The 26,306-nt window shown below is 65.0% G+C and carries 24 protein-coding genes, 7 tRNA genes and 2 pseudogenes; 29 read left to right on the top strand and 4 right to left on the bottom strand.

The features are described from left to right. Positions 1-14 precede the first annotated feature (14 nt). A pseudogene (gene ylqF / locus EKK97_RS08025) lies at positions 15-993 on the bottom strand (ribosome biogenesis GTPase YlqF). A 71-nt stretch (positions 994-1,064) separates the two neighbouring features. Then, positions 1,065-1,466, bottom strand: a complete 402-nt coding sequence (gene msrB, locus EKK97_RS08030) for a peptide-methionine (R)-S-oxide reductase MsrB (protein ID WP_159550951.1) — start codon at positions 1,464-1,466, stop codon at positions 1,065-1,067. A 151-nt stretch (positions 1,467-1,617) separates the two neighbouring features. Between msrB and EKK97_RS08035 the strand changes: the two genes are divergently transcribed. The 14 genes and pseudogenes from EKK97_RS08035 (at position 1,618) to EKK97_RS08100 (ending at position 10,390) form a co-directional block, all read left to right on the top strand. Continuing rightward, positions 1,618-1,693 (top strand) — tRNA-Glu (locus EKK97_RS08035). A gap of 49 nt (positions 1,694-1,742) precedes the next feature. Further along, a tRNA-Gly gene (locus tag EKK97_RS08040) sits at positions 1,743-1,817 on the top strand. Between the two features lie 100 nt (positions 1,818-1,917). Beyond that, positions 1,918-1,992 (top strand) — tRNA-Glu (locus EKK97_RS08045). Positions 1,993-2,050: 58 nt separating this feature from the next. Continuing rightward, positions 2,051-2,125: transfer RNA gene (locus EKK97_RS08050), tRNA-Gly, on the top strand. A 20-nt stretch (positions 2,126-2,145) separates the two neighbouring features. Then, a tRNA-Glu gene (locus tag EKK97_RS08055) sits at positions 2,146-2,221 on the top strand. Positions 2,222-2,266: 45 nt separating this feature from the next. Then, positions 2,267-2,341 (top strand) — tRNA-Gly (locus EKK97_RS08060). Positions 2,342-2,582: 241 nt separating this feature from the next. After that, the gene (locus EKK97_RS08065; RefSeq protein ID WP_159550953.1) at positions 2,583-3,545 is read left to right on the top strand and encodes an ABC transporter ATP-binding protein; all 963 of its coding nucleotides are present in this window, start codon (positions 2,583-2,585) and stop codon (positions 3,543-3,545) included. Then, positions 3,542-4,314: pseudogene (locus EKK97_RS08070) on the top strand (ABC transporter permease). Before EKK97_RS08065 ends, EKK97_RS08070 begins: the two are co-directional and overlap by 4 nt. A 3-nt stretch (positions 4,315-4,317) precedes the next feature. Then, complete coding sequence (gene queF / locus EKK97_RS08075; protein WP_159550955.1) at positions 4,318-5,154, top strand: NADPH-dependent 7-cyano-7-deazaguanine reductase QueF; 837 nt, start codon at positions 4,318-4,320, stop codon at positions 5,152-5,154. Positions 5,155-5,240: 86 nt separating this feature from the next. Beyond that, positions 5,241-5,801: a nitroreductase family protein gene (locus tag EKK97_RS08080; protein WP_159550957.1), complete on the top strand. Its 561-nt coding sequence runs from the start codon at positions 5,241-5,243 to the stop codon at positions 5,799-5,801. Between the two features lie 5 nt (positions 5,802-5,806). After that, on the top strand, positions 5,807-6,310 hold the full coding sequence (locus EKK97_RS08085) for a YiiD C-terminal domain-containing protein (protein ID WP_159550959.1): 504 nt from the start codon (positions 5,807-5,809) through the stop codon (positions 6,308-6,310). 106 nt (positions 6,311-6,416) lie between these two features. Then, positions 6,417-6,504: transfer RNA gene (locus tag EKK97_RS08090), tRNA-Ser, on the top strand. Positions 6,505-7,939: 1,435 nt separating this feature from the next. Beyond that, a complete protein-coding gene (locus EKK97_RS08095; RefSeq protein ID WP_159550961.1) occupies positions 7,940-9,850 on the top strand; it encodes a putative bifunctional diguanylate cyclase/phosphodiesterase in 1,911 nt (636 codons plus the stop codon). 114 nt (positions 9,851-9,964) lie between these two features. Then, the gene (locus tag EKK97_RS08100) at positions 9,965-10,390 is read left to right on the top strand and encodes a DUF3617 domain-containing protein (RefSeq protein ID WP_159550963.1); all 426 of its coding nucleotides are present in this window, start codon (positions 9,965-9,967) and stop codon (positions 10,388-10,390) included. Between the two features lie 79 nt (positions 10,391-10,469). On the opposite strand, the gene EKK97_RS08105 is transcribed toward EKK97_RS08100, so the two are convergent. Then, entirely contained in the window at positions 10,470-13,586 is a 3,117-nt protein-coding gene (locus EKK97_RS08105) for an efflux RND transporter permease subunit (RefSeq protein ID WP_159550965.1), read from the bottom strand. After that, positions 13,586-14,725, bottom strand: coding sequence for an efflux RND transporter periplasmic adaptor subunit (locus EKK97_RS08110; protein WP_159550967.1), 1,140 nt, complete (start codon positions 14,723-14,725; stop codon positions 13,586-13,588). The genes EKK97_RS08105 and EKK97_RS08110 overlap by 1 nt, the downstream gene beginning before the upstream one ends. A gap of 355 nt (positions 14,726-15,080) precedes the next feature. On the opposite strand from EKK97_RS08110, the gene EKK97_RS08115 reads away from it, so the two are divergent. The 15 genes from EKK97_RS08115 to EKK97_RS08170 all read left to right on the top strand — a co-directional run bounded on the left by EKK97_RS08115 (position 15,081) and on the right by EKK97_RS08170 (position 26,305). Beyond that, the gene (locus EKK97_RS08115; RefSeq protein WP_159550969.1) at positions 15,081-15,269 is read left to right on the top strand and encodes a Flp family type IVb pilin; all 189 of its coding nucleotides are present in this window, start codon (positions 15,081-15,083) and stop codon (positions 15,267-15,269) included. 77 nt (positions 15,270-15,346) lie between these two features. Continuing rightward, positions 15,347-15,874 carry an A24 family peptidase gene (locus EKK97_RS08120; protein ID WP_159550971.1) on the top strand — a complete coding sequence of 176 codons (528 nt, stop codon included), beginning with the start codon at positions 15,347-15,349 and terminating at the stop codon, positions 15,872-15,874. 182 nt (positions 15,875-16,056) lie between these two features. Further along, on the top strand, positions 16,057-16,695 hold the full coding sequence (locus EKK97_RS23670; RefSeq protein WP_201297037.1) for a P-loop NTPase and SpoVK domain-containing protein: 639 nt from the start codon (positions 16,057-16,059) through the stop codon (positions 16,693-16,695). Continuing rightward, positions 16,584-17,318: a hypothetical protein gene (locus EKK97_RS23675; protein WP_201297038.1), complete on the top strand. Its 735-nt coding sequence runs from the start codon at positions 16,584-16,586 to the stop codon at positions 17,316-17,318. Before EKK97_RS23670 ends, EKK97_RS23675 begins: the two co-directional genes overlap by 112 nt. Beyond that, positions 17,315-18,136 carry a Flp pilus assembly protein CpaB gene (cpaB, locus tag EKK97_RS08130; RefSeq protein ID WP_159550973.1) on the top strand — a complete coding sequence of 274 codons (822 nt, stop codon included), beginning with the start codon at positions 17,315-17,317 and terminating at the stop codon, positions 18,134-18,136. The genes EKK97_RS23675 and cpaB overlap by 4 nt, the downstream gene beginning before the upstream one ends. A 73-nt stretch (positions 18,137-18,209) precedes the next feature. Next, positions 18,210-19,193, top strand: a complete 984-nt coding sequence (locus tag EKK97_RS23680) for a pilus assembly protein N-terminal domain-containing protein (protein ID WP_201297039.1) — start codon at positions 18,210-18,212, stop codon at positions 19,191-19,193. Continuing rightward, entirely contained in the window at positions 19,136-19,840 is a 705-nt protein-coding gene (locus EKK97_RS23685; RefSeq protein ID WP_201297040.1) for a type II and III secretion system protein family protein, read from the top strand. The genes EKK97_RS23680 and EKK97_RS23685 overlap by 58 nt, the downstream gene beginning before the upstream one ends. 28 nt (positions 19,841-19,868) lie before the next feature. Next, the gene (locus EKK97_RS08140) at positions 19,869-20,171 is read left to right on the top strand and encodes a hypothetical protein (RefSeq protein ID WP_159550975.1); all 303 of its coding nucleotides are present in this window, start codon (positions 19,869-19,871) and stop codon (positions 20,169-20,171) included. Between the two features lie 98 nt (positions 20,172-20,269). Further along, a complete protein-coding gene (locus EKK97_RS08145) occupies positions 20,270-21,457 on the top strand; it encodes a CpaE/TadZ family protein (protein WP_159550977.1) in 1,188 nt (395 codons plus the stop codon). A 22-nt stretch (positions 21,458-21,479) separates the two neighbouring features. Further along, entirely contained in the window at positions 21,480-22,838 is a 1,359-nt protein-coding gene (locus EKK97_RS08150) for a TadA family conjugal transfer-associated ATPase (RefSeq protein WP_159550979.1), read from the top strand. After that, positions 22,829-23,815, top strand: a complete 987-nt coding sequence (locus EKK97_RS08155; protein ID WP_159550981.1) for a type II secretion system F family protein — start codon at positions 22,829-22,831, stop codon at positions 23,813-23,815. The genes EKK97_RS08150 and EKK97_RS08155 overlap by 10 nt, the downstream gene beginning before the upstream one ends. A 13-nt stretch (positions 23,816-23,828) precedes the next feature. Next, complete coding sequence (locus tag EKK97_RS08160) at positions 23,829-24,806, top strand: type II secretion system F family protein (RefSeq protein WP_159550983.1); 978 nt, start codon at positions 23,829-23,831, stop codon at positions 24,804-24,806. Positions 24,807-24,843: 37 nt separating this feature from the next. Next, the gene (locus tag EKK97_RS23690; RefSeq protein WP_201297041.1) at positions 24,844-25,251 is read left to right on the top strand and encodes an outer membrane protein assembly factor BamD; all 408 of its coding nucleotides are present in this window, start codon (positions 24,844-24,846) and stop codon (positions 25,249-25,251) included. Further along, on the top strand, positions 25,194-25,790 hold the full coding sequence (locus EKK97_RS08165; RefSeq protein ID WP_201297042.1) for a tetratricopeptide repeat protein: 597 nt from the start codon (positions 25,194-25,196) through the stop codon (positions 25,788-25,790). The genes EKK97_RS23690 and EKK97_RS08165 overlap by 58 nt, the downstream gene beginning before the upstream one ends. A gap of 62 nt (positions 25,791-25,852) precedes the next feature. Next, entirely contained in the window at positions 25,853-26,305 is a 453-nt protein-coding gene (locus EKK97_RS08170) for a TadE/TadG family type IV pilus assembly protein (RefSeq protein ID WP_159550985.1), read from the top strand. Position 26,306: the final 1 nt, after the last annotated feature.

Genomic DNA, 26,306 nt, shown 5'->3' on the forward strand with positions numbered 1-26,306 from the left:
CCGGAACTCAGTGATTATGCGGAGTTATGAGCGCCGCCGCCATCGTTGTTCGCTGCTTCGGCGGGGCTATCTGCCTCTTCCGTGGGAGCGGGGATGTCGGCCGGGGTTTCCAGCGTCAGGCGGCCCAGCTTGCCGTCGCGCAGTTCGTGCAGCAGCACCTCGGCGCCGCGATGCAGGTCGACCTCGCCGCCGGCACGCAGCCCACCGCGGCGGCTGGCGATCTCGGTGAGTATCGCATGGCCGTCGAAGCCGGCCACGGCGAGCAGGTCGATGCGCGGGGGCCGTCGGCCTCGACCCGCTCCGCCTCGGGTTGGCGGCGTAGGGCGGCAGGTCGGCCAGCTTGTAGCGGGCCTTGAGCGCCTCGGGGTAGCGTCGGGCCAGCTCGGCGGCAGTGACCACGGCCACGTCGACGTAATCGATGGCGGTGTCGCGAATGGCGCCGGTCGCCGCCAGGCGGTAGGCGCTGGCCTGATCCTCGATTTTCGGCCACAGCACCCCAGGGGTGTCGATCAGCGCTACCCGCCCGGCAATGCGCACCTTCTGCTGACGCTTGGTCACCGCCGGCTCGTTGCCGGTCTTGGCGATGGCCTTGCCGGCCAGGCCGTTGATCAGGGTCGACTTGCCCACGTTGGGAATGCCCATGACCATCACCCGCACGTCGCGGTCGGCGCGCACCTGCCCGGCCAGCTCGTGGCACAGCTTGGGAATGCGCTTGAGTTCGCGGGCGTTGGTGGTGGTTACGGCAAGCGCCCGGGTATCGGGTAGCGAATCGAAGTAGGCGACCCATTCACGAGTACGCTCCGGATCGGCCAGGTCGGCCCGCGAGAGAATCTTGAGCACCGGCTTGTGGCGGGTCAGGCCGGCCAGCATGGGGTTGGCGCTGGAGTAGGGCAGGCGGGCGTCGAGCACCTCGATCGCCACGTCGATTTCCGGCAGCGCCTCCTGAATCTGTCGGCGCGCCTTGTTCATGTGTCCCGGATACCAGCCGAGCATGTGCCACTCCTGCAAACCTTACGAAGCCGCCCATCATATCAGAAGGGCGGCCTCGGCAGGGCAGAGCAGCGCTATTCGCCGGGGTGGAACGAGATGGCTACCGAGTTGATGCAGTAGCGCAGGCCGGTGGTCTGGGGCGGGCCGTCGGGAAAGACGTGGCCCAGGTGGGCATCGCAGTGGGCGCACACCACTTCGGTGCGGCGCATGCCGTGGGAGTCGTCGAAGCGCTCCTCGACGGCGGCCTGGCCCAGCGGGCGGTCGAAGCTCGGCCAACCGCAGTGGGCCTCGAACTTGTGCTCGTTCTCGAACAAGGGAGCATTGCAGCAGACGCAGTGGTAGATGCCGTGCTCGTCGGTGACCTGATAATCGCCGCTGAAGGGCGGTTCGGTGCCCTGTTGCCGCGTTACACGATACTGCTCCGGGGTGAGCTGGGCACGCCACTCGGCATCGCTCTTCTCGATCTTCTTGCGCATGGCCTCTCTCCTGCTGTGCGACGTTGTCATCTGACACAGAAAGCTTGGCTGCTTTCCCTCCCTTCAGCCAACCCCAGGCTGGCAGTTGACAGCCTCCAGGGGCTTGAGTAACATTCGCGCCACCTCGTTGAGGCGAGAGCGAGACGGCTGCGTCCCATTCGTCTAGTGGTCCAGGACACCGCCCTTTCACGGCGGGAACAGGGGTTCGAACCCCCTATGGGACGCCACTCGTTTCACGCTCGTTTTCAACCGGGTACCGGAGTGCAGGACCGAAGTGCGGGAATAGCTCAGTGGTAGAGCATCGCCTTGCCAAGGCGAGGGTCGGGAGTTCGAATCTCCTTTCCCGCTCCAAATTCTGCTTCGGCAGAATGAGCAGGTTCGGTGAAGGGTCGGGAGCTGGTGCGCCAGTCCGGTCGAATCACCTTCCCGCTCCAACTTCAGCTCCAGCTGCGTCCCATTCGTCTAGTGGTCCAGGACACCGCCCTTTCACGGCGGGAACAGGGGTTCGAACCCCTATGGGACGCCATCTTCCGGTTGCACCCGCGATAGCGGTTGCATTGCTGATAGCATAGACTGTCGTGCATGCGGGAATAGCTCAGTGGTAGAGCATCGCCTTGCCAAGGCGAGGGTCGGGAGTTCGAATCTCCTTTCCCGCTCCAGCGCACTGTCTGGCTGCTGCGTCCCATTCGTCTAGTGGCCTAGGACACCGCCCTTTCACGGCGGGAACAGGGGTTCGAACCCCCTATGGGACGCCACCTTTCGGTTATACTTGTCGAGCAGGCATGGCCGATACCGATCAAGCGGGAATAGCTCAGTGGTAGAGCATCGCCTTGCCAAGGCGAGGGTCGGGAGTTCGAATCTCCTTTCCCGCTCCAATTTTCATTTCAACCTCGGTATAGCCAAAGCTCGGCCCGGGAGCCGGGGCGCCGGACCGTCGAATCTCCTTTCCCGCTCCAACATCTCCAGCCTTAGCAATGCCAAGGCTCCCCCTCACAAAATTTTCGATGACCTTGCCCATGGGCGAGGACAATGGCGTTTTTCCTGTACCAGGCTTGAAAAATCCCTTCGCGCCCTAATGTTCTGAACTCGCTTTCCATCCCAACGCAAGGATGTCTCATGGCCGAACCGGCGCTGTCGATCCGTGGCCTGACCAAGGTCTACGGCAACGGCTTCCATGCCCTGAAGGGCATCGATCTCGACGTCGAACAGGGGGATTTCTTCGCCCTGCTGGGGCCCAATGGGGCCGGCAAGTCCACCACCCTGGGGGTGGTGTGCTCGCTGGTGCAGAAAACCGCCGGCCAGGTTTCGATCTTCGGCATCGACATCGATCGCGACTTCGCCCGCGCCAAGTACCACCTGGGCGTGGTGCCCCAGGAGTTCAACTTCAACCAGTTCGAGAAGGTGCTCGACATCGTGCTGGCCCAGGCGGGCTACTACGGCATGCCGCGTCGCGAAGCGCTGCCGCGAGCCGAGCAGCTGCTCAAGGATCTTGGCCTGTGGGACAAGCGCAACGGCAGCGCGCGCATGCTCTCCGGTGGCATGAAGCGCCGGCTGATGATCGCCCGGGCGCTGATGCACCGGCCCAAGCTGCTGATCCTCGACGAGCCCACCGCCGGCGTCGACATCGAACTGCGCCGCAGCATGTGGGAGTACATGCGCCGCATCAATCGCGAGGAGGGCACCACCATCATCCTCACCACCCACTATCTCGAGGAGGCCGAGAGCCTCTGTCGCAACGTGGCGATCATCAACCACGGCGAGATCGTGCGGAACACCAGCGTGCGCGGCCTGCTCGCCGAACTCGACACCGAGACCTTCCTGCTCGATCTGGCCCGTCCCGTGGAACAGGCCCCGCAGGTCGAGGGCTTCGAGGTGCACAAGGTGGAGTCGGCCCAGCTCGCCGTGGTGGTGCACCGCGGCCAGCGCCTGAACGACGTATTCACTGCTCTGGGCGAGCAGGGCATCGAGGTGGTCTCGATGCGCAACCGCGCCAACCGGCTGGAGGAGATGTTCGTGTCAATGGTGGAGCAGGGCAACGACGAACGTCCCAAGGTCGAGCGGGCGGAGGTAGGCAAATGAACGCCGCGCAGATCGCTATCGCCCTCTGGACACTGGTCGTCAAGGAGATCAAGCGCTTCACGCGGATCTGGCCGCAGACCCTGCTGCCGCCGTCGATCACCATGGCGATGTACTTCATCATCTTCGGCAGCTTGATCGGCTCGCGTATCGGCGAGATGGACGGCTTCAGCTATATGGACTTCATCGTCCCGGGGCTGATCATGATGGCGGTGATCACCAACAGCTACTCCAACGTGGCCTCGAGCTTCTTCTCCAACAAGTTCCAGCGCAGCGTGGAAGAGATGATGGTCTCGCCGATGCCCAACTGGGTGATTCTTGCCGGCTTCGTGCTCGGGGCATGGCCCGTGGCCTGGGCGTGGGGGCGATCGTCACCCTCGTGTCGCTGTTCTTCACCCGCATCAGCGTGGCGCATCCGCTGCTGACCCTTGGTGTGGTGGTGCTCACTGCGGCGCTGTTCTCCATCGGCGGCTTCATCAACGCGCTGCTGGCCAACAAGTTCGATGACGTCTCCATCGTGCCGACCTTCGTGCTTACGCCGCTGACCTACCTGGGCGGGGTGTTCTACTCGATCTCGCTGCTGCCGACTTTCTGGCAGAATGCATCGCTGCTCAATCCAATACTTTACATGGTCAACGTGTTCCGCCACGGTTTCCTTGGTGTCTCCGATATCCCGGTAGGCTGGGCGCTGGCCGCCATCGTCGCTTTCATCGTCGTGCTCTTCGCCATCGCGTTGTGGATGTTGGAGCAGGGCAAGGGTATTAGAAGCTGAATCATGAATCACAATCGCCCTGAAACGCTTGAACACGCCCCGCTGGGACGCGAGTCCGCCTACCCGGAACACTACGATGCCGGGCTGCTCTATCCCATTCCCCGCGCCGCCAACCGCGCGCCGCTGGGTATCGAGGAGGGCAGGTTGCCCTTCGTCGGCGAGGACGAGTGGCACGCCTTCGAGGTCAGCTGGCTCAACGGCCGTGGCAAGCCGCTGGTCGCCGTGGCGCGCTTCCGCCTGCCAGCCGAGTCGCCCAACCTGATCGAGTCGAAGTCCTGGAAGCTCTATCTAAACAGCTTCAACCAGACCCGCTTCGACAACCGTGAGCAGGTGATCGAGACTCTCGAGCGCGATCTGGCGCAGGCGGCCGGCACTCCGGTGGCCGTCGAGCTGTTCGACGTCGATGACGCGGTGCTTGCGGTATGTCGGCTGCCAGGCGAGTGCCTGGACGAACTCGACATTGAGATCGACGACTACACGCCCAGCGCCGAGCACCTCGAGGCCGGCGAGGAGATCGTCGAGGAGACGCTCTACTCGCACCTGCTCAAGTCCAACTGCCCGGTCACCGGCCAGCCCGACTGGGGCAGCGTGCTGATTCGCTATCGTGGTCCCAAACTCGACCGCGAGGGCCTGCTGCGCTATCTGATCGGTTATCGCCAGCATCAGGACTTCCACGAGCACTGCGTCGAGCACATCTTCACCGACCTGATGGCCAGGGCGAAACCCGAGCGGCTACTGGTGCTGGCGCGCTACGTGCGTCGCGGCGGGCTCGACATTAGCCCCTGGCGCGCTACCCCCGGCGAGCGCCCACCTGAGCCCCTTCGCTTGGCGAGGCAGTAGGCCCGTCGAGCCAATAGGCCTGGCACGACAGTAAACGGGGCAACTGGTAGAGTTTGATCGATCTTTCTCGATGACTAGGAAACTGTATGGACGCACTCACCCTGTTGCATCAACGCAGTTCGATGGGCAAGTTGATGGGGCCGGCCCCCGGTCCCGAGCAGATGGAAGCGATCTATCGCGCCGCGCTGCGCGCGCCAGACCACAAGGAGCTGCGACCCTGGCGCTTCATCGAGTTCACCGGTGAAGGGCGCGAACGGCTGGGCGAGCTGTTCGCCGAGGCCGAATACCGCGAGAACCCGAGCATCGAGGATGCTGCCCTGGATGCGGCGCGCAAGAAGCCGCTGCGCGCTCCCATGATCATCGCGGTGATCGCCAAGGTCACCCCCGACGTGCCCAAGGTACCCAAGATCGAGCAGGTGATCTCCGCCGGCTGCGCCGCCCACGGCATCATGCTGGCCGCTCATGCCCAAGGGCTAGGCGCCATGTGGCGCAGCGGCAAGTTCGCCTTCGACCCCACGGTACGCAAGGGGCTCGGGCTGGAGGAAGAGGACGAACTGATCGCCTTCATCTACCTGGGGCAGCTCGGCGGACGCCACAAGCCCATCGCCGAGCATCGTATCAGCGACTTCGTCGAACGCTGGACCTGAATGCCATGCGAGAAGTCGGCGTCCCCCACCCGCGTCTGCCGCTGCCCGAACCCGGCCAGCGCGACGAGCCGCAGGCGTTTCACACTTGGCTGGCCGAGGCCATCCCCATGGTCGAGCACCTGGGCATTCGCGAGATGCGCTGGGAAGGGGAGAGCCTGGTGTGGGAGCTTGCCCTCGAGCCCAACCTCAACGACAAGGGCACCGGTTTCGGCGGGGCGTTGACCGCCCAGACCACCCTGCTGGGCTGGTGCTGGGTCACCCTGTGGCTGCGCGAGCGTGGCTACGCTCGCGATGTCGTCGTGGCCGAGGCCAGTCAGCGCTTCCTGGCGCCCGTCACCGGCGATTACCGCCTGACCTGCTCCGCGCAGAGTGAGCAGGGGCCTGCCACCTTGGTCGAGCGCTTGGCGAGCCGTGGGCGTGGCCGGATCAGCCTGGTGCAGCAGCTCTGGTGTGGCGACACCCCATGCCTGGAAGCCCACGGAGACTACGCTGTGCTGCCCGCTGGCTGAATGCGGCCAAGGCGAAAAACCGGCTTGCAAACGCGCACTTAAGCCGTTAGACTTTGCGCCGTTCTGACGCACATGGCGCAGCCAAAAGGCGTGAGGACCACAATGTGGAGGGGTGTCCGAGTGGTCGAAGGAGCACGCCTGGAAAGTGTGTATGTCGAAAGGCATCGAGGGTTCGAATCCCTCCCCCTCCGCCACAGATTCTGAAAAACCAGTCGCTTACGGCTGGTTTTTTCGTTACTCCTCATCCTGCCTATCATGCAGCCAATTAGTGGCCTGACTGGCGCGCCGGGTTTGCCATCGCTGCACGTCCTTGCTTGTGCCGTTGCGCTCCTTAGCCTTGCTTAGCCCTGTTTGGTCGGCACAGCCCGTCCCAGGGAAGAATTCGTCTGCAAAGCTTCGCGCGCCTGGTGTCGGTCTCCGCATCGCTACGTAAGCTTTTTCCTACAAATTTTGTAGTGAATCTCTTACACGGCTCTTATCCTGGGTTAAATCAAAAACCGTCTCTCTGTGCCATGGTGCCTATATCGGGCTATGGATGGCCCTGCACGGAAGGCCGAGCGACGGAGCGCTCATACCCAGGGATGCTTGGGCAGGAGCCCAAGGTTGGTTATCCAAGGATGGGTGGAAAGAAGCGTCGATCAAAGCCCGGCCCCAGTGGTCGGGCTTTTCTCGTAGTAGGGGCGGTTCGCTCCGTGGCGGGGTGGCCCGCTGCACGTCAGCCCTTGTCGTTTCGATCGACTCGAGACGGTAATGCCCGATGCGAGAGATGCTAGGTCACGCGTTCTCTTGCGGGTTCGCCAAAATATCGCGTCTCATCGCACCTGACCCGGCCGCTGGTTGGGGTCTCTGTTTGTTCCCACCTTGCTCTTTTAGTCCCACCTTGCTTTAGGCCGACCGACTGCAAGCATTGCTTCGGTGCCGCTCCGCCACAGCACCGAGGCAAGGAAAGAGCGCTGAGCGCCTCGTGACCCGTCTAGGGAAGGCTGGCTGGATGCCTGGCGCAGTGGCACAGGATCTCCTCTCGGTGTAGGAATATTTCCTACATGGCTTGTCAGTTATTTCCTACAAGGAAGCTTATCTCAGGTTAACGGTGTTTTGCCGAAAGGGTGCCATGCTGATCTCAAGAGCAAGGATGCTCCTGCAAGGATAGCCGAGTCAGGATGACTCATATTCCAGGGAGGTTCGGTCAGGATGACCGAATAGGATGCAAGGAAGCGAGGGTTCGGCCCGGCCGCAAGGCCGGGCTCCTTCGTTTCGTCGCCATGCTATTTCATTGAGTTCGACCCTTTCAGGCATAGTGCGGCTGGCAGTTTCGGTCGCATTCAAGCCTTGATGCGGGCTAACCCCGTTCGGGCAAGTCTTGATGAGCGAATGCTGCGAGTGGGTGAGATGAATCGATTCACTCTGGCGTAAAATGGCCGTACGACGCTCCAAACTCCAAAAAGCCGCCACCTTGAGGCGAATTCTTTCCTTTTGCTTTTTCGCCATAAGAGTGATTATGGAGAGTCGGCTGCCATGGGAGTGAAGGGGCGGCGCCGCTAGTAGATGAGACCAAGTGTGGATCGCTTGCGATCGGCTATTTTAGAAATATCTGCTATAACTCAGCGTATCCTTTCGACAGGTGACGGGATGTCCAATTCTGACTGGCTGGCCAAGGCTCGCCGATCCGCGTTTGCCGGGTTATGGGCGAGCCTGCCGGCGAGCGCGTTCGCCACCGCAGAAGGCGGAGCCCTTACGCCAGCCCTGGGCTGGGGTATGGCGGCATTGGTCGTGGTGCCGGTGCTGGCCATGGCGGGATTGACCTACCGTCGCCGGCGGGCCGGTGAAGTCGACCGGCTGCGGGCCCAAAACATGGAACTGACCTCCATCCTCGACAGTATCGACGCCTGTGTCTACGTCAAGGCGCGCGACTTCCGTTACCAATACGTCAACCGCAGGGCCTGCGATCTCTTGGGTCTGCCTGCCGAATCGATCTTGGGCAAGAGCGACCGGGACATCTTCGATGCCGGTACGGCGGCGGACCTGCACTTCAACGACCGGCGGGTTTTCGAGCAGGGTGAGAAGGTCGTGGTCGAGGAGGGGTATGTACAGGGCAGGGAGGGGAATGTCTTCACCTTCCTGTCGATCAAGCTGCCGCTGCGTGATCCGGATGGCTCGATTCGAGCCCTATGCGGCATTTCCACTGACGTTACCGAATACCGTGATATCCAGGAAAGCAAGCATCGGTTGACCTTCTACGATTCGTTGACGGGGCTGCCCAATCGCCGCCTGTTGCTCGATCGCTTGGAAATGGTGGTCAAGGTCAGTCGTCGCAGCGAGCGCTACGCCGCCCTGCTGTCCATCGACCTGGACGACTTCAAGGTGGTCAACGAGACCCAGGGGCTGCAGCGTGGCGACCGCTTCCTGCGCCAGGTGGCGCAGAGGCTCCAGGAAGTGGTGCGCGAGAGCGACACCCTGGCGCGGCTGGGAGCCGACGAGTTCATGCTGCTGATCCATGACCTCGGGCTGGACGTGGAACAGGCTGCCCACGCCGCCGAGCGTGTGGCCGACAAGCTATTGGGGCAGATCGTCCAGGCCCAGACGGACGGCGACCTGGTGCCTACCTTGCCCATTTCCGCGAGTATCGGCATCACCCTGTTCGCTAACGGCCAGGCCAACGTCGACAGCGCCATGCGCCAGGCGGACATCGCCCTGCAGCAGGCCAAGGCCGCTGGCGGCAATACCGTGCGCTTCTTCAATGCCGGCATGCAGGCCGATGTGATGGAGCGGGTGCATCTCGAGGCCGATCTCCACCAGGCATTGGCGCGTGACGAGCTGCGCTTGCACTATCAGGTGCAGGTGGACAGCCGCGCGAGGGTGACCGGCGTCGAGGCGCTGGTACGCTGGCAGCATCCCCAGCGCGGGCTGGTGCCGCCCGGCCTTTTCATTCCCCTGGCCGAGAAGAACCGGCTCATACTGCCGATCGGCTACTGGGTGCTCGAGACCGCTTGTCGCCAGTTGGCGAAATGGGCCCAGGAGCACGGCAAGGAGGCGTTGACGATCTCGGTCAACGTCAGTTCGGTCCAGTTCCATCAGCCCGATTTCGTCGCACGCGTGCAGCAGGCCCTGGAAGAGACCGGTGCCAATCCGGGGCGGTTGGTGCTGGAAGTGACCGAGAGCCTGTTGATGGAGGAACCCGAGCGGGTGCGCAACATCATGCTGCGCCTGAGCAAACTCGGCATCCGCTTCGCCCTGGACGACTTCGGCACCGGCTATTCTTCGCTCAACTACCTGAAGCGACTGCCGTTGGATGAGCTCAAGATCGACAAGTCGTTCGTCGATGGCGTGCTCGATGATCCGGTCGATGCCGCCATCGTCACCACCACCATCACGCTGGCGAACAGTCTTGGGTTGGAGGTCACGGCAGAGGGAGTCGAGACGGAAGCACAGCACCGCTGGCTGTTGGAGCATGGCTGCCAGGCGTTCCAGGGCTACCTGTTCGGGCGCCCGTTGGCCATGGAAGAGCTGGGGCTGGACGAAACGGATACCATTCTCTCCTGATTCCGTGGGGCTCGTGTCGCGTTCGACGCCGCTGCTGAGGTAAGCTGAACGAATCGTGTCGCGGGAAAGGAGTGCCCCTTCCTGCCATATCTATCCAAAAAAACGGAGAACTGCATGCCTTTCCGACCCTTGCTTGCCGCTGCCGTGCTGGCGCTTCCGCTGTCGGCCCTGGCCGAAACGCCCAACATCGTGCCTGGCCAGTGGCAGTTCACCAGCACCACCTCGGTCAGGGGTGACGTGCCGATTCCCGATCAGACGGAAAGCCATCAGGAGTGCATCGTGCAGGGCGACCTCGACGATGCCGACTTCCAGTTCCTCGAAGTGGAGGAGGGCTGCGAGCTGCTGGAGCACAATGTCTCCGCCGATGGCATCGACTATCGCATGGTCTGCCACGCCGAGGGTGGCGAGGCCAATATCGACGGTCGCATGGCCTTCCTGGGTGAAAGTGTCGAAGGCAACGTGAGCATCGATACCGAATCGCCGATGGGCCAGATGCAACTGGAAACCACCATCGAGGGTGAGCGGCTCGGCGACTGCTGATAGCTTCCCCCACAACGACACAGGCCACCCAAGGGTGGCCTGTGTCGTTGTGGGGGGATAAGGGGCGCCCACGCCGCACTCAGTAGTGATCGGCGGGCGCCTCGGCCATCTCCGTTTCCAGGCGACGCCTCACCTCGCCGGGCGAGCCGGTGCGGCGGGCCAGGAGGTCGTAGGCCACCGGCACCACGAACAGCGTGAAGAACGTGGCGGCGGCAACCCCGGCCATGATCACGGTGCCGATCACCATGCGCGCCTCGGAACCCGCGCCGGTGGAGACGATCAGCGGGATGGAGCCGGCCATGGTGGTGACCGCCGTCATCAGGATGGGGCGCAGGCGGGTCACCGAAGCCTCGAGCAGGGCGTCGCGGAAGGCCAGGCCCTGGTCGCGTAGCTGGTTGGCGAACTCCACGATCAGAATGCCGTTCTTGGCCGCCAGTCCGATCAGCATGACCAGGCCCACCTGGCTATAGATGTTGAGCGACTGGCCGGTGAGCAGCAGGCCGAGCAGGGCGCCGCTCATGGCCAGGGGCACGGTGAGCATGATCACGAACGGATGCACGAAGCTCTCGAACTGCGCCGCCAGCACCAGGAACACCACCAGCGCGCCCAGCACTAGCAGGAAGGTGGTGGCACCGCTGGCTTCGCGGTAGTCCCGCGAGGGGCCGGCCACGTTGGTCTGGGCTTCAGGCGGAAGGATGTCGGCGGCCGTTTGCTCCAGGTATTCGAGGGCTTCGCCGAGTGGATAACCGTCCACCAGGTTGGCCTCGATGGTGATGGAGCGGATTCGGTTGAAGCGGTTGAGCGTACTGGCGCCGGCGAAATCGGTCAGCGTCACCAGGCTGGCCAGCGGGATCAGCTCGCCCGAACGGGCCGAACGCACCTGAATGTTGTCCAGTGCGCGCGGGCTGTTCTGCCGGGCCCGGTCGCCTTCGACGATGACGTCGTACTCCTCGCCGTCGTCCACGTAGCGGGTCACGTTGCGCCCGCCCAGCAGCACCTCGAGCGTACGTCCGATCTCGGTGACGGTGACGCCAAGGGAGGCCGCGCGCTCGTAGTCGATGTCCACGCGCAGCTGCGGCTGGGTTTCGCGGTAATCGCTTTCCAGGCCCGCCAGGCGCGGGTTGTGCTCGCGAATGTGATCGAGCATCAGGTCGCGCCATTCGGCCAACTGCTCGTAGGTGCCGCCGCCGAGCACGAACTGCACGGGCTTGCGAATGCGCTGGCCGAAGCCCTGGCGCATCACTGGGCTGGCCTGCACGCCGGGCAGGTCAGCCAGGCGTCCGCGCACGTCATCCATGATCTCCCAGGCGCTGCGGCGTGTGCCCCAGTCGGCCATGTTGATGATGGCGAAGCCGCCGTTGAAGTTCTCGATGTTGCCGAACCCCCGTGGGGCGCGGATCACCACCCGGTCCAGCTCGCCCGAGTCCACCAGTGGCTGCAGGCGCAGCTCGATCTCGTCCATGTAGTCCATCATGTAGTCGAAGGTGGCGCCCTCGGGGCCGCTGACCAGGATGATGAAGTTGCCGCGATCCTCCTGCGGGGTGTATTCGTTGGGCAGCCGGTCGGCCATCCAGGCGGTCGCGGCGATCAGCCCGATGAAGACGGCCAGCACCGCCAGGCGAGCCTTGAGCACCGCCTCCAGCAGCGTGCGGTAGATGCGCTGCGACAGTTCAAGCAGCCACTGGACGGCGCGCGCCGCAGCGCTGTCGCCCATGCTGGGCTTTAGGATCTTCGACGCCATCATGGGCGTGAGGGTGAGTGCCAATAGGCTGGAGATGGCGACCGCCGCCGCCATGGTCAGGGCGAACTCGGAGAACAGGCGGCCCACGTTGCCCTGCAGGAAACTCAACGGCACGAATACCGCGATCAGCACCAGGGTGGTGGCGATGACGGCAAAGGCGATCTGGCGGGTGCCGCGAAACGCCGCCACCAGCGGGGTCTCGCCATAGTCGTGCATGCGCCGGTTGATGTTCTCGAGCACCACGATGGCGTCGTCGACGATCAAGCCAATCGCCAGGACCAGGGCCAGCAGCGTGAGCAGGTTGATCGAGAAGCCCATCACGGCCAGCGCGATGAACGAGCCGATGATGGCGATGGGGACGGTGACCGCGGGCACCAGCGTGGTGCGCACGTTGCCGAGGAACATGAAGATCACCACCACCACCAGGCCCATGGCGATGAACAGCGTGATCACCACCTGCTCGATGGCGCCGGCGACGAACACCGAGGCATCGAAGTTGAGGCTCAGCTCCATGCCCTCGGGCAGGGTCGCCTGCAGCCGCTCCATCTCCGCCTGGACCCCCTGGGACAGCTCCAGCACGTTGGCGGTGGACTGCATCATCAGGCCGAGCCCCACCATGGGCACGCCGTTGGCGCGGAAGATCGAGCGATCGTCCACCGAGCCGACCTCGACCCGGGCAACGTCGCCCAGGCGGATCAGGTAGCCGTCGCTGCCCTGGCCGATGGCCAGGCGCTGGAAGTCCGCCGCCGCAGCGAAGGCGCGCGGCAGGCGCACGATGAACTGGCGCTCGCGGGACTCCAGCGAGCCGGCGGGCAGCTCGACGTTCTCCGCGCGCAGTGCATTCTCCACGTCGCCGACGGTGAGGTTGCGTGCCGCCAGGGCGTTGCGGTCGATCCATACGCGCATGGCATAGTCGCGTCCGCCGCCCACGCGTACCCGGGCCACGCCGGGCTGCACGGAGAGACGATCGACCAGGTAGCGGTTTGCATAGTCGGTCAGCTCCGGCATCGAATAGCCCTCGCCGGAGAGGCTCAGCCACACCACGACTTCCTCGCTGGAATCGGCCTTCTGCACTTCGGGCGGATCGGCGTCGTCGGGCAGGTTGCGCTGGGCGCCGGAGATGCGGTCGCGCACGTCGTTGGCCGCCGCGTCGATATCCATGGCGAGATTGAACTCGATATCGATCCGCGAGCGGCCGTCCTCGCTCGAGGAGGTCACCACCTCGATCCCCTCGATCCCGGCAATGCGATCTTCCAGCACCTGGGTGATGCGCGATTCGACCACGCTGGCGGCGGCGCCGGGGTAACGGGTATCGATGCTGACCACCGGTGGGTCGATGGAGGGATACTCCTGCAGCGACAGTCGCTGTAGCGAGAGCAGGCCGAAGGCCACGATCAGCAGTGCCAGTACCGTCGCCAGCACCGGCCGCTGGACGGAAACGTCGGACAGGCGCATCAGGCTTCACCCTCTTCGCGGTGCGCCTCGAGAATCTCGCGAATGGAATTCTCCTCGCTGGCGATGCCCAGCAGCCGTACGCGGTCGCCTTCACGGGCGCGCTGTACGCCATGGGAGACCACCAGTTCGTTGGGCTCGAGCCCATCGATGATCTCGGCCTGGCCGGTGCGCCGCTCGCCGACACGCACCTCGCGGCGCTCCAGGCGGTTCTCGTCGGCTTCGTCGATCACCAGCACGTACTGGCGGTCGCCGCTGGGGATCAGCGCCGATTCAGGCACCACCACGGCCTGCCGCGGGCTGCGCTGCAACACGACTTCCATCAACATGCCCGGCCGCAGGCGCAGCTCGGGATTGTCGATCTCGGCGCGCACCGTGATGCTGCGGCTCACCGGGTCGACGCGGGAGCCGATGCTGGCCACTTCCCCTTCGAAGACCTCTTCGGGAAAGGCCACGCTGCGTGCCGACAGTTTCAGCCCGGGGGAAAGGATCGCCAGATAGACTTCCGGCACGCTGAAATCGAGCTTCATTACGTCGAGCTTGTCCAGCGTGACCAGCTCGGTGCCCGGCGTGACCAGGCTGCCCACGCTGATGTTGCGAAACCCCACCACGCCATCGAAGGGCGCGCGCAGGCGGTAGTTGGTCAGCCGCGCCTCCAGCCCCTGGATTTCCGCTTCCACCTGGCGCAGGCGGGCCTGGCTGTCTTCCACGTCGGCGCGTGGCGCCATGTTGCGGCTTTGCAGCTGGGAGAGGCGATCCACGGCGCTACGGCGTTCGTCGCGCTGCGCCTGGGCGGCACGCAGCTGGGCGCGTTCCTCGCTGTCCTCCAGGCGGATCAGCAGTTGGCCGGCCTCCACGGCTTCACCGTCGCGAAAGTTCAACTCGGCGATGATTTCGGTCACCGTGGCCGAGAGTGTCACGCTTTCGTCGGCGCGCAGGGTGCCGAGCGCCTCCAGCGGGTCGGACCAGGGCCGGACATCGGCACGGGCGCCGATCACGGCGGTGCGCTCCTGGGCCGCCACGGGTGGGCTGGTGGCCAAGGCAAGGGTGGCAAGAGCAAGGGAGGCAACCAGGCAGATCCGACCGGCCAGCGGTGCCAGCCGCCAGGCCGGAGCAAGAAGGAAACGGCGCGATGTGTTCATGGGGGCTCTTGTCGTGGTTTTCGGGTCGCGACGGATGCCAACTCCTTTGGCGTTCTAGGAAGCAGAGTCTTCCTTTCCTTAACAGGCTACTCATGTTGGCGCCTGCCAATGTGACAACAAATTCGCAATATCCTATCTACTTCGTGGCTTTGATTGTACAGCTTTTGCATAGCTTTTTCTTCCTGTGCCGTGTCGCGCACTCACTCCCGCACTGCAAGATCCTCCTAATGCCCTGCAAGATTCTCCAAGCGTAACTGAAATGTAAAGACGATGCTGAGTCTCGTGAGCCGGGGCAAAAGCGCCGGACTCCGACAACAGCAAGCTTGGATAAGAAACCTGAAATGGGAGAAAGACCATGAGCAAGCTGATGCAGGGTATCGTGCGCTTCTGGCGCGAAGAAGAGGGCACCGAGGTGGTGGAATGGGCTCTCGTTGGGGGGCTGATTGTTGCCGTTGGGGCGGCTGTTTTCGTCACTATCGGAGAAGAGGCTGAGACACAGCTTAATAAGATCGTTTCCCTGCTACAGGGAGAGAGTGACGGCTGAGCCAAAATTGGCGCTGATAAGGAGATTGGCGCCTAATTTTTTAAGAATGTTTCAATGGTGAGATTAAGAGGTCTGATATGATTGAACTTGGAGTTGCTCCTCTAGTGATTATCGCGGTCATTAGAGATGTCCAATCTCACCGAATCCCCAATATTCTCATTCTGGCCGGGGCCGCTGTGGGATTTCTGCTGCAGGGGTGGGCAGCGGGAGCCGGCGGTGTCCTGGCCGCCACCTATGGCTTGCTGGTCGGTTTGGCCATCCTGTTGCCGGGGTATCTGATGGGTTTTACCGGCGCCGGTGATGCCAAGCTGATGGCGGCAGTAGGAACCTTTCTCGGCCCTATTGGCGTTCTACAAGCGGCACTGATCAGTATCTTTATTGGCGGCCTTATCGCCATGGGTTTTGCTTTCAGTGCACTCATTTTCCGTCGGTCGGCTACTCCATGGGGGCGCTATTCCTTGATGTTGCGTGCCCTGGTGATCACCGGTCGCCCGCTCTATATCCCGCCAGAAGAGGGCGAGGTAATGGGCAAGAAATTCCCCTTTGCCGTTTCCATTGCGTTGGGAAGCACAGCCTGGATCGTATGGCAGTGGCCGCTGGCATAGCGACCGGCATAGGTCGGGAAAAGGCAGAACCTCATTCTAGGAGGTGGTGGCATGGATACGAAAATTAACAGTGAAGGTGTGAGCGATCCCGAACTACTGGCCTTGCCGGATGCTACCAACGCCGCTGCCTTGCCGCCACGCCCGCCAGCATCGAGGAGACCGGGCTCTCGCCGCTCTACCTGATGGACCTGCTCTCCAAGCAGCTGCTCGAGCAGGGCGTACTCGACCTGCACCAGCTCAGCCGTGGCACGGCCCTGGCCGGTAGCGTGGTGGAGGCGCTGTGCCATACGCTGCGCCGGGAAGGGAGAGTCGAGGTGCGCGGCCAGGGCGAGAGCGGTGCGCTGCGCTTCGGCCTGACCGAGCTGGGCCGCGCCGCCGCGATGGAGGCCCTGGCCCGCGACGGTTATGCCGGGCCCGCGCCGGTGCCGCTGGAGGCCTATACCGCCCGGGTGCGCGCCCAGGCCTTGAGCGACGTGGGCATCTCCCGCAACGAGGTGCGGGCGGCCTTCGCCGATACCGTGATCGAACCGGCTCTGCTCGACCAGCTCGGCCCCGGGCTGCACTCCGGCAGGGCGATGTTCATCCACGGCGAACCGGGCACCGGCAAGAGCTATATCGCACGCCGCCTGGTACGCCTGCTGCCCGGCGAGGTGCTGGTGCCCCACGCCATCCTGGCGGGGGCAAGGCGGTGCGCTGTTTCGATCCCGCGGTGCACAGCCCGCTGGCGCCGCTCGGCGTGCAGGAGAGTGCCGGTGCGGCGCTGCTGCTGGCCGAGGGCCACGACCCGCGCTTCGTGCGCTGCCGGCGGCCCTGCGTGGTGACCGGCGGCGAGTTGACCATGGAGCGGCTGGAGGTCCAGTACGACCATGCGACCCACATTCATCAGGCGCCGGTTCAACTGCTGGCCAACAACGGCATGCTGGTGATCGACGACCTGGGGCGCCAGCGCATGGCGCCCATGGAGCTGTTCAATCGCTGGATCGTGCCGCTGGAGGAGCGTCGCGACTTCCTGGCGCTGGCCAACGGCTACCACTTCAGCGTGCCCTTCGATGTGGCGCTGGTGTTCTCCACCAACCTGGACCCGTTGTCGCTGGCCGATGCCGCCTTCCTGCGCCGCATCGGCTACAAGATCCGCTTTGCAGCGCTGAGCCGCGATGCCTACCGGGAGATCTGGGCCCGGCAGTGCCGGGAGAGCGGTATCGACTTCGATCCGGCGCTGGTCGATTTCGTGATCTACGAGCTTCATGCCCGCCTCGGTGTGCCGCTGCTGGCCTGCCATCCACGCGACCTGCTGGGGCTGGCCGGGGACCACCTGCGCTACTGGGGCGACGAATCCCTCGATTGCGAGGTACTCGCCTGGGCCTGGCAGACCTACTTCGGAGACTTCTCGAGCGATGACCGCGCAGGCGGTGACGCCGATATGAGCGGGAGGAACGCGTCATGAAGAAGAAAGGCATTGTCACGATGTTCAGCGTCTCGTTGCTGATGGCCGGCGGTGCGGCGCTGATCGGCATGGGCTGGATGCAGGAACAGAACCAGGAGCGCGATGCCCTGAGCGAAGCCGGCCAGGTGGTAGTGGCGGCGCTGCAGATCCCCTTCGGCACCACGGTGCAGGCCAGCGACCTCAGGGTCCTGCGGCTGCCGCCGGAGTCGGTGCCGCCGGGGAGCTTCAACGACATCGAGCATGTGGTGGGGCGAGTCAGCAACCAGGTGATCTATGCCGGCGAGATTCTCCACGAAGGGCGCGTGGCTGAGCACCTGGGAGGCAGCGCCCTGGCGGCGCTGCTCGATCCGGGCAAGCGGGCGATGAGCGTGCGGGTCGACGACGTGGTCGGCGTGGCCGGGTTCCTGCTACCGGGCAACCGGGTCGACGTGGTCTCCACCCGCAGCAACGGCAGCCGCAACAGCGTGGAGTCGAAGACCGTGCTGCAGAACCTCAAGGTGCTGGCGGTGGACCAGATCGCCTCCCAGGAGCGCGACGGCCCGGTGATCGTACGGGCGGTGACCCTCGAGGTGGACCCCACCCAGGCGGAAACCCTGGTCAGGGCCACCCAGGAGGGCAAGGTGCAACTGACCCTGCGCAATCCGCTGGACCAGGAGGAGAAACCCGACCTGCTGGTGGCCCAGCGCGAAGTGCTCAACATCGAGCCGCCGCGCGAGCGCGTTGCAGCGCCGTCGCGGGCGGCCCCCACAGTCCAGGCGTCGCGCCAGGTGATGGTGATTCGTGGCACCGAGTCCAGCACCGTGAGCGTGCGCAACTGAACGCAAGGGCCACAAGAATCCAGGCTGGCGCCGAGGCGGCCGAGCCGACAAGAACAGGCAGGGGAGAAGCGTCATGAGCATGCAAGAGCAGGGGTATGAAAGAGGGGAGTATCGGGGAACGGCGCATAAGGGAATGGCGCATAAGGGAACGGCGTGGCAGAGCGACACCTGGAAGGGGTGGGTGCTGGCAGGAGTGATGGCACTGGCGCTGGGCTGGGCGAGCGGGGGGCAAGCCCAGGAGAGCACGCGCAGTATCGCCATGCCGGTGGAGGGGCGTGCGGTTTCGGTAGCGGTGGAGCTGAACAAGGCCCAGGTGCTGCAGTTTCCGCGCGCGGTGAGAGTGGTCTCGGTGGGCAACCCCGACATTGCCGACCTGGTGGTGATGGGTTCGCGCCAGCTCTACGTGCTGGGCAAGTCCACCGGGACCACCAACGTGGTGCTGTGGGATCAATCGGAAAACGTCCAGGGCACCCTCAACGTGACCGTGACCCACGATCTCGAAGCGCTGAAGAGCCACCTGCACGTGCTGCTGCCGGACGAGAACATCCAGGTGCGCTCGGCCCAGGACAGTATAGTGCTCAGCGGCGAGGTCTCCAGCGCCGAGCGGCTCGATACCGCGCTGCGGCTGGCCACCCGCTTCGCCGGCGGTGGCGAGAACGCGGTGCTCAACCTGATGCAGGTGGGTGGGGCCAACCAGGTGATGCTGGACGTCAAGGTGGCGGAGGTCTCTCGCTCGCTGGTCAAGCGGCTTGAAGCCAACTTCGACGTCTTCAACGTCGGTTCGTCGGCGTTCCGTGCTGGTGCTGTCACTGGGGAGCGACCTTCCCCGATGCAGTATTCGAGGGGGTTGGAGGTGGCAGCAGGCTGCCTATCTTCAACGATGGTACTCCCATCGGCCCAGTCGTCAGAGAGTTCGCGCCCACCACACCCAGTATCGAGGACACCGGCATCTTCGCCAGCTACCAGCGCGGCGACTACCTACTCAATCTGGTGCTGGACGTGGCCAGCCGCGAGGGGGTGGCCAAGATCCTCGCCGAGCCCAACCTCACCACCCTGACCGGGCAGCAGGCCCGGTTCCTGGCCGGCGGCGAGTTTCCCATTCCGGTGCCCCAGGGCAATGGCCAGGTGGCCATCGAGCACAAGGAGTTCGGCGTTGGCCTGAGCTTCCTGCCGGTGGTGCTGGACTCCGGCTCGATCAATCTCCAGGTCGACGTGTCGGTTTCCGACCTGGTGCCGGCCAACAGCCTGCGGGTCGGGGTGGGCGACCAGGTGTCCGCTCAGTTCTTCGTTCCCGCACTGGTCAAGCGCAGCGCCAGTTCCAGCCTGGAGCTGGCCTCGGGGCAGACCATCGCCATCGCCGGCATGCTCAACGAGAGCCTGCGCGAGAACGTTTCCAAGTTTCCCGGGCTCGGCGATCTGCCGGTGCTGGGGGCGCTGTTCCGCAGCCAGGAGTTCATCAAGGAGCAGACCGAACTGGTGATCTTCGTCACGCCGCGGCTGGCGCGCTCCTTCGCGCCGGAGCAGGTGCGGCTGCCCACCGGGTCGTTCGTGGCGCCCAGTGATCTGGAGTTCTACCTACTCGGCCGCTTCCAGGCCCGAGACAGCGACGGCGGCTCTCGGCCTCGCCCCAGCAGCCTGGACCTGGAACTGATGTCGAGCCGCCGTGCGGGCGGCACCGAGGGCCGCTTCGGCCATGACCTGTGAACCGAACATCGCGACGGAGGTGTCCATCATGTCCGCACTAGACCATTTCGCCAGCCAGTCCCTTTACCGCCAGCTGCGCTCGTTCGCCCGTGGCATCCAACTGCTACCGCTCGCCATCGCCGTGGGGCTGGCCGGCTGTGCGGCCCAGCCCGGCGCCGACCTGCCGCCCTTCGGCGAGACGGTGCAGCACACCAAGCGGCTGCAGACCTACGAGCCCGGCGACGACGCCCCGGCATTGGGAGGCGCCAAGGCGGCCGAGGCGATGCGCGGTTATCGCAGCGGCACATCGGGGCAGCAGTCGCTGCCCATGAGTTCCAGCTCGCTGCCCTGAGCGTTGCCGCAACCAGGCACGCAAGACGGGAACGGAACACCGGTGCCGGTGGCGTGACCGCCGGCTAACTGAAGGCTGACGACCAACGGGTATTCGCCATGCTGACACGGCTCGAGATACGGCTGGTGGGACGCTCCAGGGCGGACATGGAGGCGCTGGAGGCGTTGCTGCGCAGCCAGGGCGGTATCGAGGTCACGCTGCGGCAGTTGATCAATGGCAGCGTCGATCCGCTGGAAGGCGTCGAGACGCTGCCCGATGCCCTGGTGCTGATGGTGGGGGAGTGCTGGGAAGCGGAGCTGATGGCGCTGTGCGAGCGTCCCGTCGGTGAGCGGCCGCCGCTGCTGGTGGTAGGCCCCAAGGGTAACGTTGAGCTGATTCGCCTGGCCATGCGGGCCGGCGCCCGGGACTACTTCTCACCGCCCATCGACGATGGTGAGATCGGCCGCTTCCTGCGCGAGATCGTTCGCGACCGGCGCGAGGAGCAGGCGCGCCCGGGGGCGAGCCTGACCGCGGTGATCAATGCCAAGGGCGGTTCCGGGGCCAGCCTGGTGGCGGCCAACCTGGCCCACCGGCTGGCGGTGGAGGGCAAGGAGTGCGCGCTGGTCGACCTGGATGTGCAGTTCGGTTCGCTGCCGCTCTACTTCAACCTGACGCCCGACCACGGTTTGGTGCAGGCGCTAGACGCCGCCGACAGCCTCGACAGCCTGGCCATGTCGGCCTATGTCCAGCCGCACGAGAGCGGCCTGGGCCTGCTGGCTTCTTCGCCGGAAGACCGCGTCATTCTCTCCGAGGTGCCGGAGATCCGCGTCGAGCAGCTGCTGCACGTGCTGGGCCTGGACCATGAGGAAGTAGTGGTCGACCTGCCGCGGTGGATCAACGGCGCCACCGCCTGCGTGCTCGAGCGCGCCGACCGCGTGCTGATGGTCATGCAGCAGAGCGTGGCGCACCTGCACGACGCCCAGCGCTTGCGCGACATCCTGGTGCATGAACTCGGGATGCCGCCCTCGCGCCTGGCCGTGGTGGTCAATCGCTACGACAAGCGCAACGACGTATCGCTGGGCGCCATCGTCGATGCGCTGCCGGGGCTGCCGATTCACACCCTGCCTAACGACTACCGCCATGCCAGCCAGAGCATCAACGTCGGCAGCCCGCTGATCGACCTGGCGCGCAAGGCACCGCTGACCCGCGCGCTCAAGGCGCTGGCAATTTCGCTGGCGACGCCGCGCGAGCCGCCGGTTCCCGCGCGCCGCTGGTCTCTGCGGCTGTGGAATCGTACCCAACATTGACCCTTGCTGACCGGAGGCGGCCATGAATTTTCGCGAGCGCGTGACAGGAGAAGAAGAGCGTGGCTGGGGTGGCCGCGGGCCCGCGGGCGTCAGCCTGTCGCCCCCCGAGCAGGAATGCAAGCAGCGGCTGTTCCGCCAGTTGGTCAAGGTGATGGACCTGGCGCTGCTCAGCAGCCTGGAGGAGCGCGAGGCCCGCAGCCAGGTGCAGCAGGTGTGCGAGGCGCTGATGAGCAAGGAGTCGCTGCCGTTCAATGCGGCCGTGCGCCAGCGCATCGTCAGCGAACTGCAGGACGAGGTGCTGGGCCTGGGGCCGCTGGAGACGCTGCTGGCCGACAAGTCGGTCTCGGACATCCTGGTTAACGGTACCAACCCGATCTACGTGGAGCGTCGTGGCAAGCTCGAGCAGACCCGGCTGCGCTTCGACAGCGACCAGCACCTGATGACCATCATCGACCGCATCGTGTCGAGCGTCGGGCGGCGCGTCGACGAGTCTTCGCCGATGGTCGATGCACGGCTCAAGGACGGCTCGCGGGTCAACGCGGTGATCCCGCCGCTGGCCATCGACGGGCCCATGCTGTCGATCCGGCGCTTCGCCGTGGACCGGCTCACCGCCGAGAACCTGATCGCCCACGGCAGCCTCTCGCCGGTCATCGCCCAACTGCTGGAAAAAGTGGTCAAGGCGCGGCTCAACGTACTGGTCTCGGGCGGTACCGGGGCTGGCAAGACCACGTTGCTCAATGTGCTGTCGAGCTTCATTCCGCCCGATGAGCGCATCGTCACCATCGAGGACTCCGCCGAGCTGCAGCTGCAACAGCCCCATGTCGGCCGGCTGGAAACGCGCCCACCCAACATCGAGGGGCGTGGCGAGGTGACCCAGCGCGACCTGGTGCGCAACAGCCTGCGCATGCGCCCCGACCGCATCATCGTCGGCGAAGTGCGCGGCGGCGAGGCCTTCGACATGTTGCAGGCGATGAACACCGGCCACGACGGCTCGCTCACCACCATTCATGCCAATACGCCCCGCGATGCCCTGACCCGGATCGAGAACATGGTGGCGATGAGCGGCTACCAGCTGCCACCCCGGGCGCTGCGCTCGCAGATCGCCTCGGCCATCGACCTGGTGGTTCAGGTGGAGCGCCAGGAAGACGGCGTACGGCGCCTGGTCAGCGTGCAGGAGGTCAACGGCCAGGAGGGGGAAATCATCACCATGTCGGAGCTGTTTTGCTTCGAGCGCGAGGGTATCGACGAGCATGGCCGGGTCATGGGGCGCTACATGGCCACCGGCGTGGTACCGGGCTTTTACGATCATCTCAAGCGTCGTGGTTTGGATCCGGGGCTGGAGGTGTTCCAAGTGGGGGGAGGCCAACGGTCATGGGTCTGAACATCAACCTCTCCGACGAGACGATCTTCATCGGCATGATCTTCATTGCCGCCTTCCTGCTGATGCAGAGCTTTCTGGTACCCACGTTCGGCGAGAACCGCAAGGCGCAGAAGCGGCTGAAGAAGCGCTTGCACACCATCGCGGCCGGTGCCGATCGGGGCAAGGCCTCGCTGATGCGGCGCAAGTACCTGCGCGAGCTGTCGCCGATCGAGCGCGCGCTGGAGGCGCTGCCCGGCATGGCCCGGGTCGAGCGGCTGGTCGAGCAGGCGGGGCGCGAAACGCCGGCCTACCGGGTGGTGCTGCAAAGCCTGGGCCTGGGCGGCATCTTCGGTGCGGGCGGCGTCCTGCTGCTGCCGCAGCCGCTGCTCGGCGTGCTGCTGGGGCTGGGCGTGGCGGCACTGCCGTTCATGCGCCTGCAGCACCTGCGTAGCCAGCGTCTGGCGCGTTTCGAGGAGCAGTTGCCCGATGCCCTGATCATCATGGCGCGGGCCTTGCGCGCGGGACACCCCTTCAGCGACGCCATGCATCTGGTGGCGGAGGAGATGGCCGATCCCATTGCCGGCGAGTTCCGTACCACCTTCATGGAGATCAACTATGGCGGCGAGGTGCGCACCGCCATGCTGGGCATGTTGGAGCGGGTGCCGAGCGTGACCGTCATGGTCTTCACCACCTCGGTGCTGATCCAGAAGGAGAGCGGCGGCAACCTGGCCGAACTGCTCGATGGCCTGGCCGCGGTGGTGCGCGATCGCTTCCGCTTCCAGCGCAAGGTTCGCACGCTCTCCGCCCAGGGGCGCATGGCCGCCTGGATCCTCTCGCTGCTGCCGTTCGCCCTGGCCGGCATTCTTACCCTGGTGTCGCCCAAGTTCCTGCCCATGCTCACCCAGGACCCGGTGGGGCGGCAGATGATAGTGGCGGCGTTCGTCATGATCGTGGTCGGCATTCTGTGGATGCGCCGTATCGTGCGCATCGACGTTTGAGGAGGAAGCCCGGATGAACATTCCAACCGCTTGGATCGAAAGGTTCGGTGTCTTCCTGCAGGACCCTCAGGCCATGCAGCTTGGCTTCGCCGCGCTGCTGGGCATGGCCGTGTTCAGCCTGCTGGTGGCGCTGGTGCTGCTGGTCATGGGGTTGTCGGATCCGCTGCGGCGCCGGCTCAAGCACCTTGAGGCCAGCGCGGAAGCGACCGCGGGGCATGGCCAGGCGGGCGAGGGCGGGCTGACCCAGTGGCTGGGCCCCATGGGGGAGAAGCTGGTGCCCGACAATGAGGAGGTCCGCAGCCGTATCGCCACGGAACTGCGCCATGCCGGCAAGCGCTCCCCCTCGGCCGTCAACCTGTTCTACGGCATACGCCTGCTGCTGACCGTGGGACCCGTACTATTGCTGCTGCTGGTGCTTCCCCTCGTGCGCATATCACCGGCGATCGCGACGCTGATCGTGCTGGTCGCGGCGGCGGTTGGCTATCTGCTGCCGCGTTTCTGGCTCGAGCGGGCGATACGGCAGCGCACCCTGCGGCTGCGCCGTGGCCTGCCCGACGCCCTCGACCTGCTGGTGGTGTGCAGCGAGGCCGGCCTGGGGCTGGGCGCGGCGATCCAGCGGGTGGCGCGCGACCTGGAGGTGAGCCACCCGGAGCTGGCCGACGAGCTGCACCTGTTCGGCATGCAGACCCGGGCCGGCATGGACAACAAGTCCGCGCTGCGCGACCTCGAGGAGCGTACCGGCGTGGAGGACATCCGCGGCCTGGTCACCACGCTGCTGCAGAGCATGCGCTTCGGTACCAGCATCGCCATGACCCTGCGCCTGTTCGCCGTGGAGCTGCGCGACAAGCGCACCCAGGAGGCGGAGGAGAAGGCCGCCAAGGTAAGCACCAAGATGCTGTTTCCCCTGATTTTCTGTGTCTTTCCCAGCTTCTTCGTGGTGGCTCTGGGGCCGCCGCTGCTGGGTGCGGCGGCAGCCCTGGCGGGGCGCTGAGCCGGCCAACGTCATCAACGAGCGGGAGGGTGGAGTCATGAAGGTAACTACACATCTGCGGGCGGCCTGGGCCGTTACCGCGCTGTCTCTGGCGCTGGCCGGCTGTGCCACCAGCGGAAGCGTACCCCCGGAGAGCGATCTGTTCGGCTCGTTGAGCAGCGGCGAGTCGTCGGTGGCCTATAGTACCGCCTTCCCGGTGGGCTCTCCCGAGGAGGCCTACCGCAACGGCGAGGCGGCCCTGCGTGCCGGCGACACCGACCGGGCGCTGTTCGAGTACCTGCGTGGGCTGCGCATGGAGAAGCGCCCCAGGCCGAGCCCCTGTACCGGGTCGGCATCATCCATCATGGCCGGGGCAACCATGAGCTGGCCGGCACTGCCTATCGCTGGGTGCTGGATATCGACCCGCGCCATCCCGGGGCAGGTACCGCACTGGGCATCATCCTGATCCAGCAGCGCGACTACGATCAGGCCGAGCGCCTGCTCGAGCCCATTGCGGCGCGACGCGAAGCGCCCTGGCAGGCTCATAACGCCCTTGGTGTGATCGCCGACATGCGCGCCGATCACGCCACCGCACAGGGCCACTATGCGCGCGCCCTGGAGGCGAGCCCGAGAACGCCGCTGGTGCTCAACAACCAGGGCTACTCGCGCTATCTGGCCGGCGACCTGGCAGGTGCACGCCAGGCACTGCGCCAAGCGCTCAATGCCAACCCCAACTACGACCTGGCCTGGCGCAACCTGGGCCTGGTGCATGCCCGCGAGGGCGACTACGAGACCGCCATCGAAGCGGTGGCTCGCAGCGGCGATCGGGCCAAGGCCTACAACGACATCGGCTACATCTCGATGCTCGAAGGACGCTACCAGGATGCCCTGGGCTTCTTCGAGGAGGCCATGCGCCTTTCGCCGGCCTACTACGTCACGGCCAGTGAGAACGCTCGCAGCCTGGATCAATTGATCCGTCGCCACGGGGTCGAGGCCATCAACTGATCGCTCCGGCAGCGGTCCAGCAGCATCGCTGCGGGGCCATGCAAGAGCTGGGAGGGCGAGGCATGAAAGCAATACGTTCGGCGCGCCGACAGCGTGGCTCGGAGGTGGTGGAGTTTGCCATTTCAGCGGCGCTGCTGTTCATCCTGCTGTTCGGCATCATCGAATTCAGCGTCGCGCTGTTCGACAAGGCGACGCTGACCAACGCCAGCCGAGAAGGGGCGAGAACGGGCATTCTGTTCCGGCCCGATCCGCGTGACTCGGGAAACGAGGACGCCGCCATCGAACAGGCCATCCGCAACTATGCCGAACAGTATCTGATCTCGCTGGGCGGGCCGGCGAGCATGACCATCGAGATCCAGCGTTTCGACCGCAACGGCAACGGCCGTTTCGATGTCGGCGACGAGTTAGTGGTCAGCGTCGATTACCCCTATCAGTTCCTGCTGTTGCCCGGCTTCATCGGCACCCTGGGCAACGTGCTCGAACTCAATGCCACCACCGTGATGAGGGCCGAATGAG

Source organism: Billgrantia tianxiuensis (assembly GCF_009834345.1).
GTDB classification, from domain to species: domain Bacteria; phylum Pseudomonadota; class Gammaproteobacteria; order Pseudomonadales; family Halomonadaceae; genus Halomonas; species Halomonas tianxiuensis.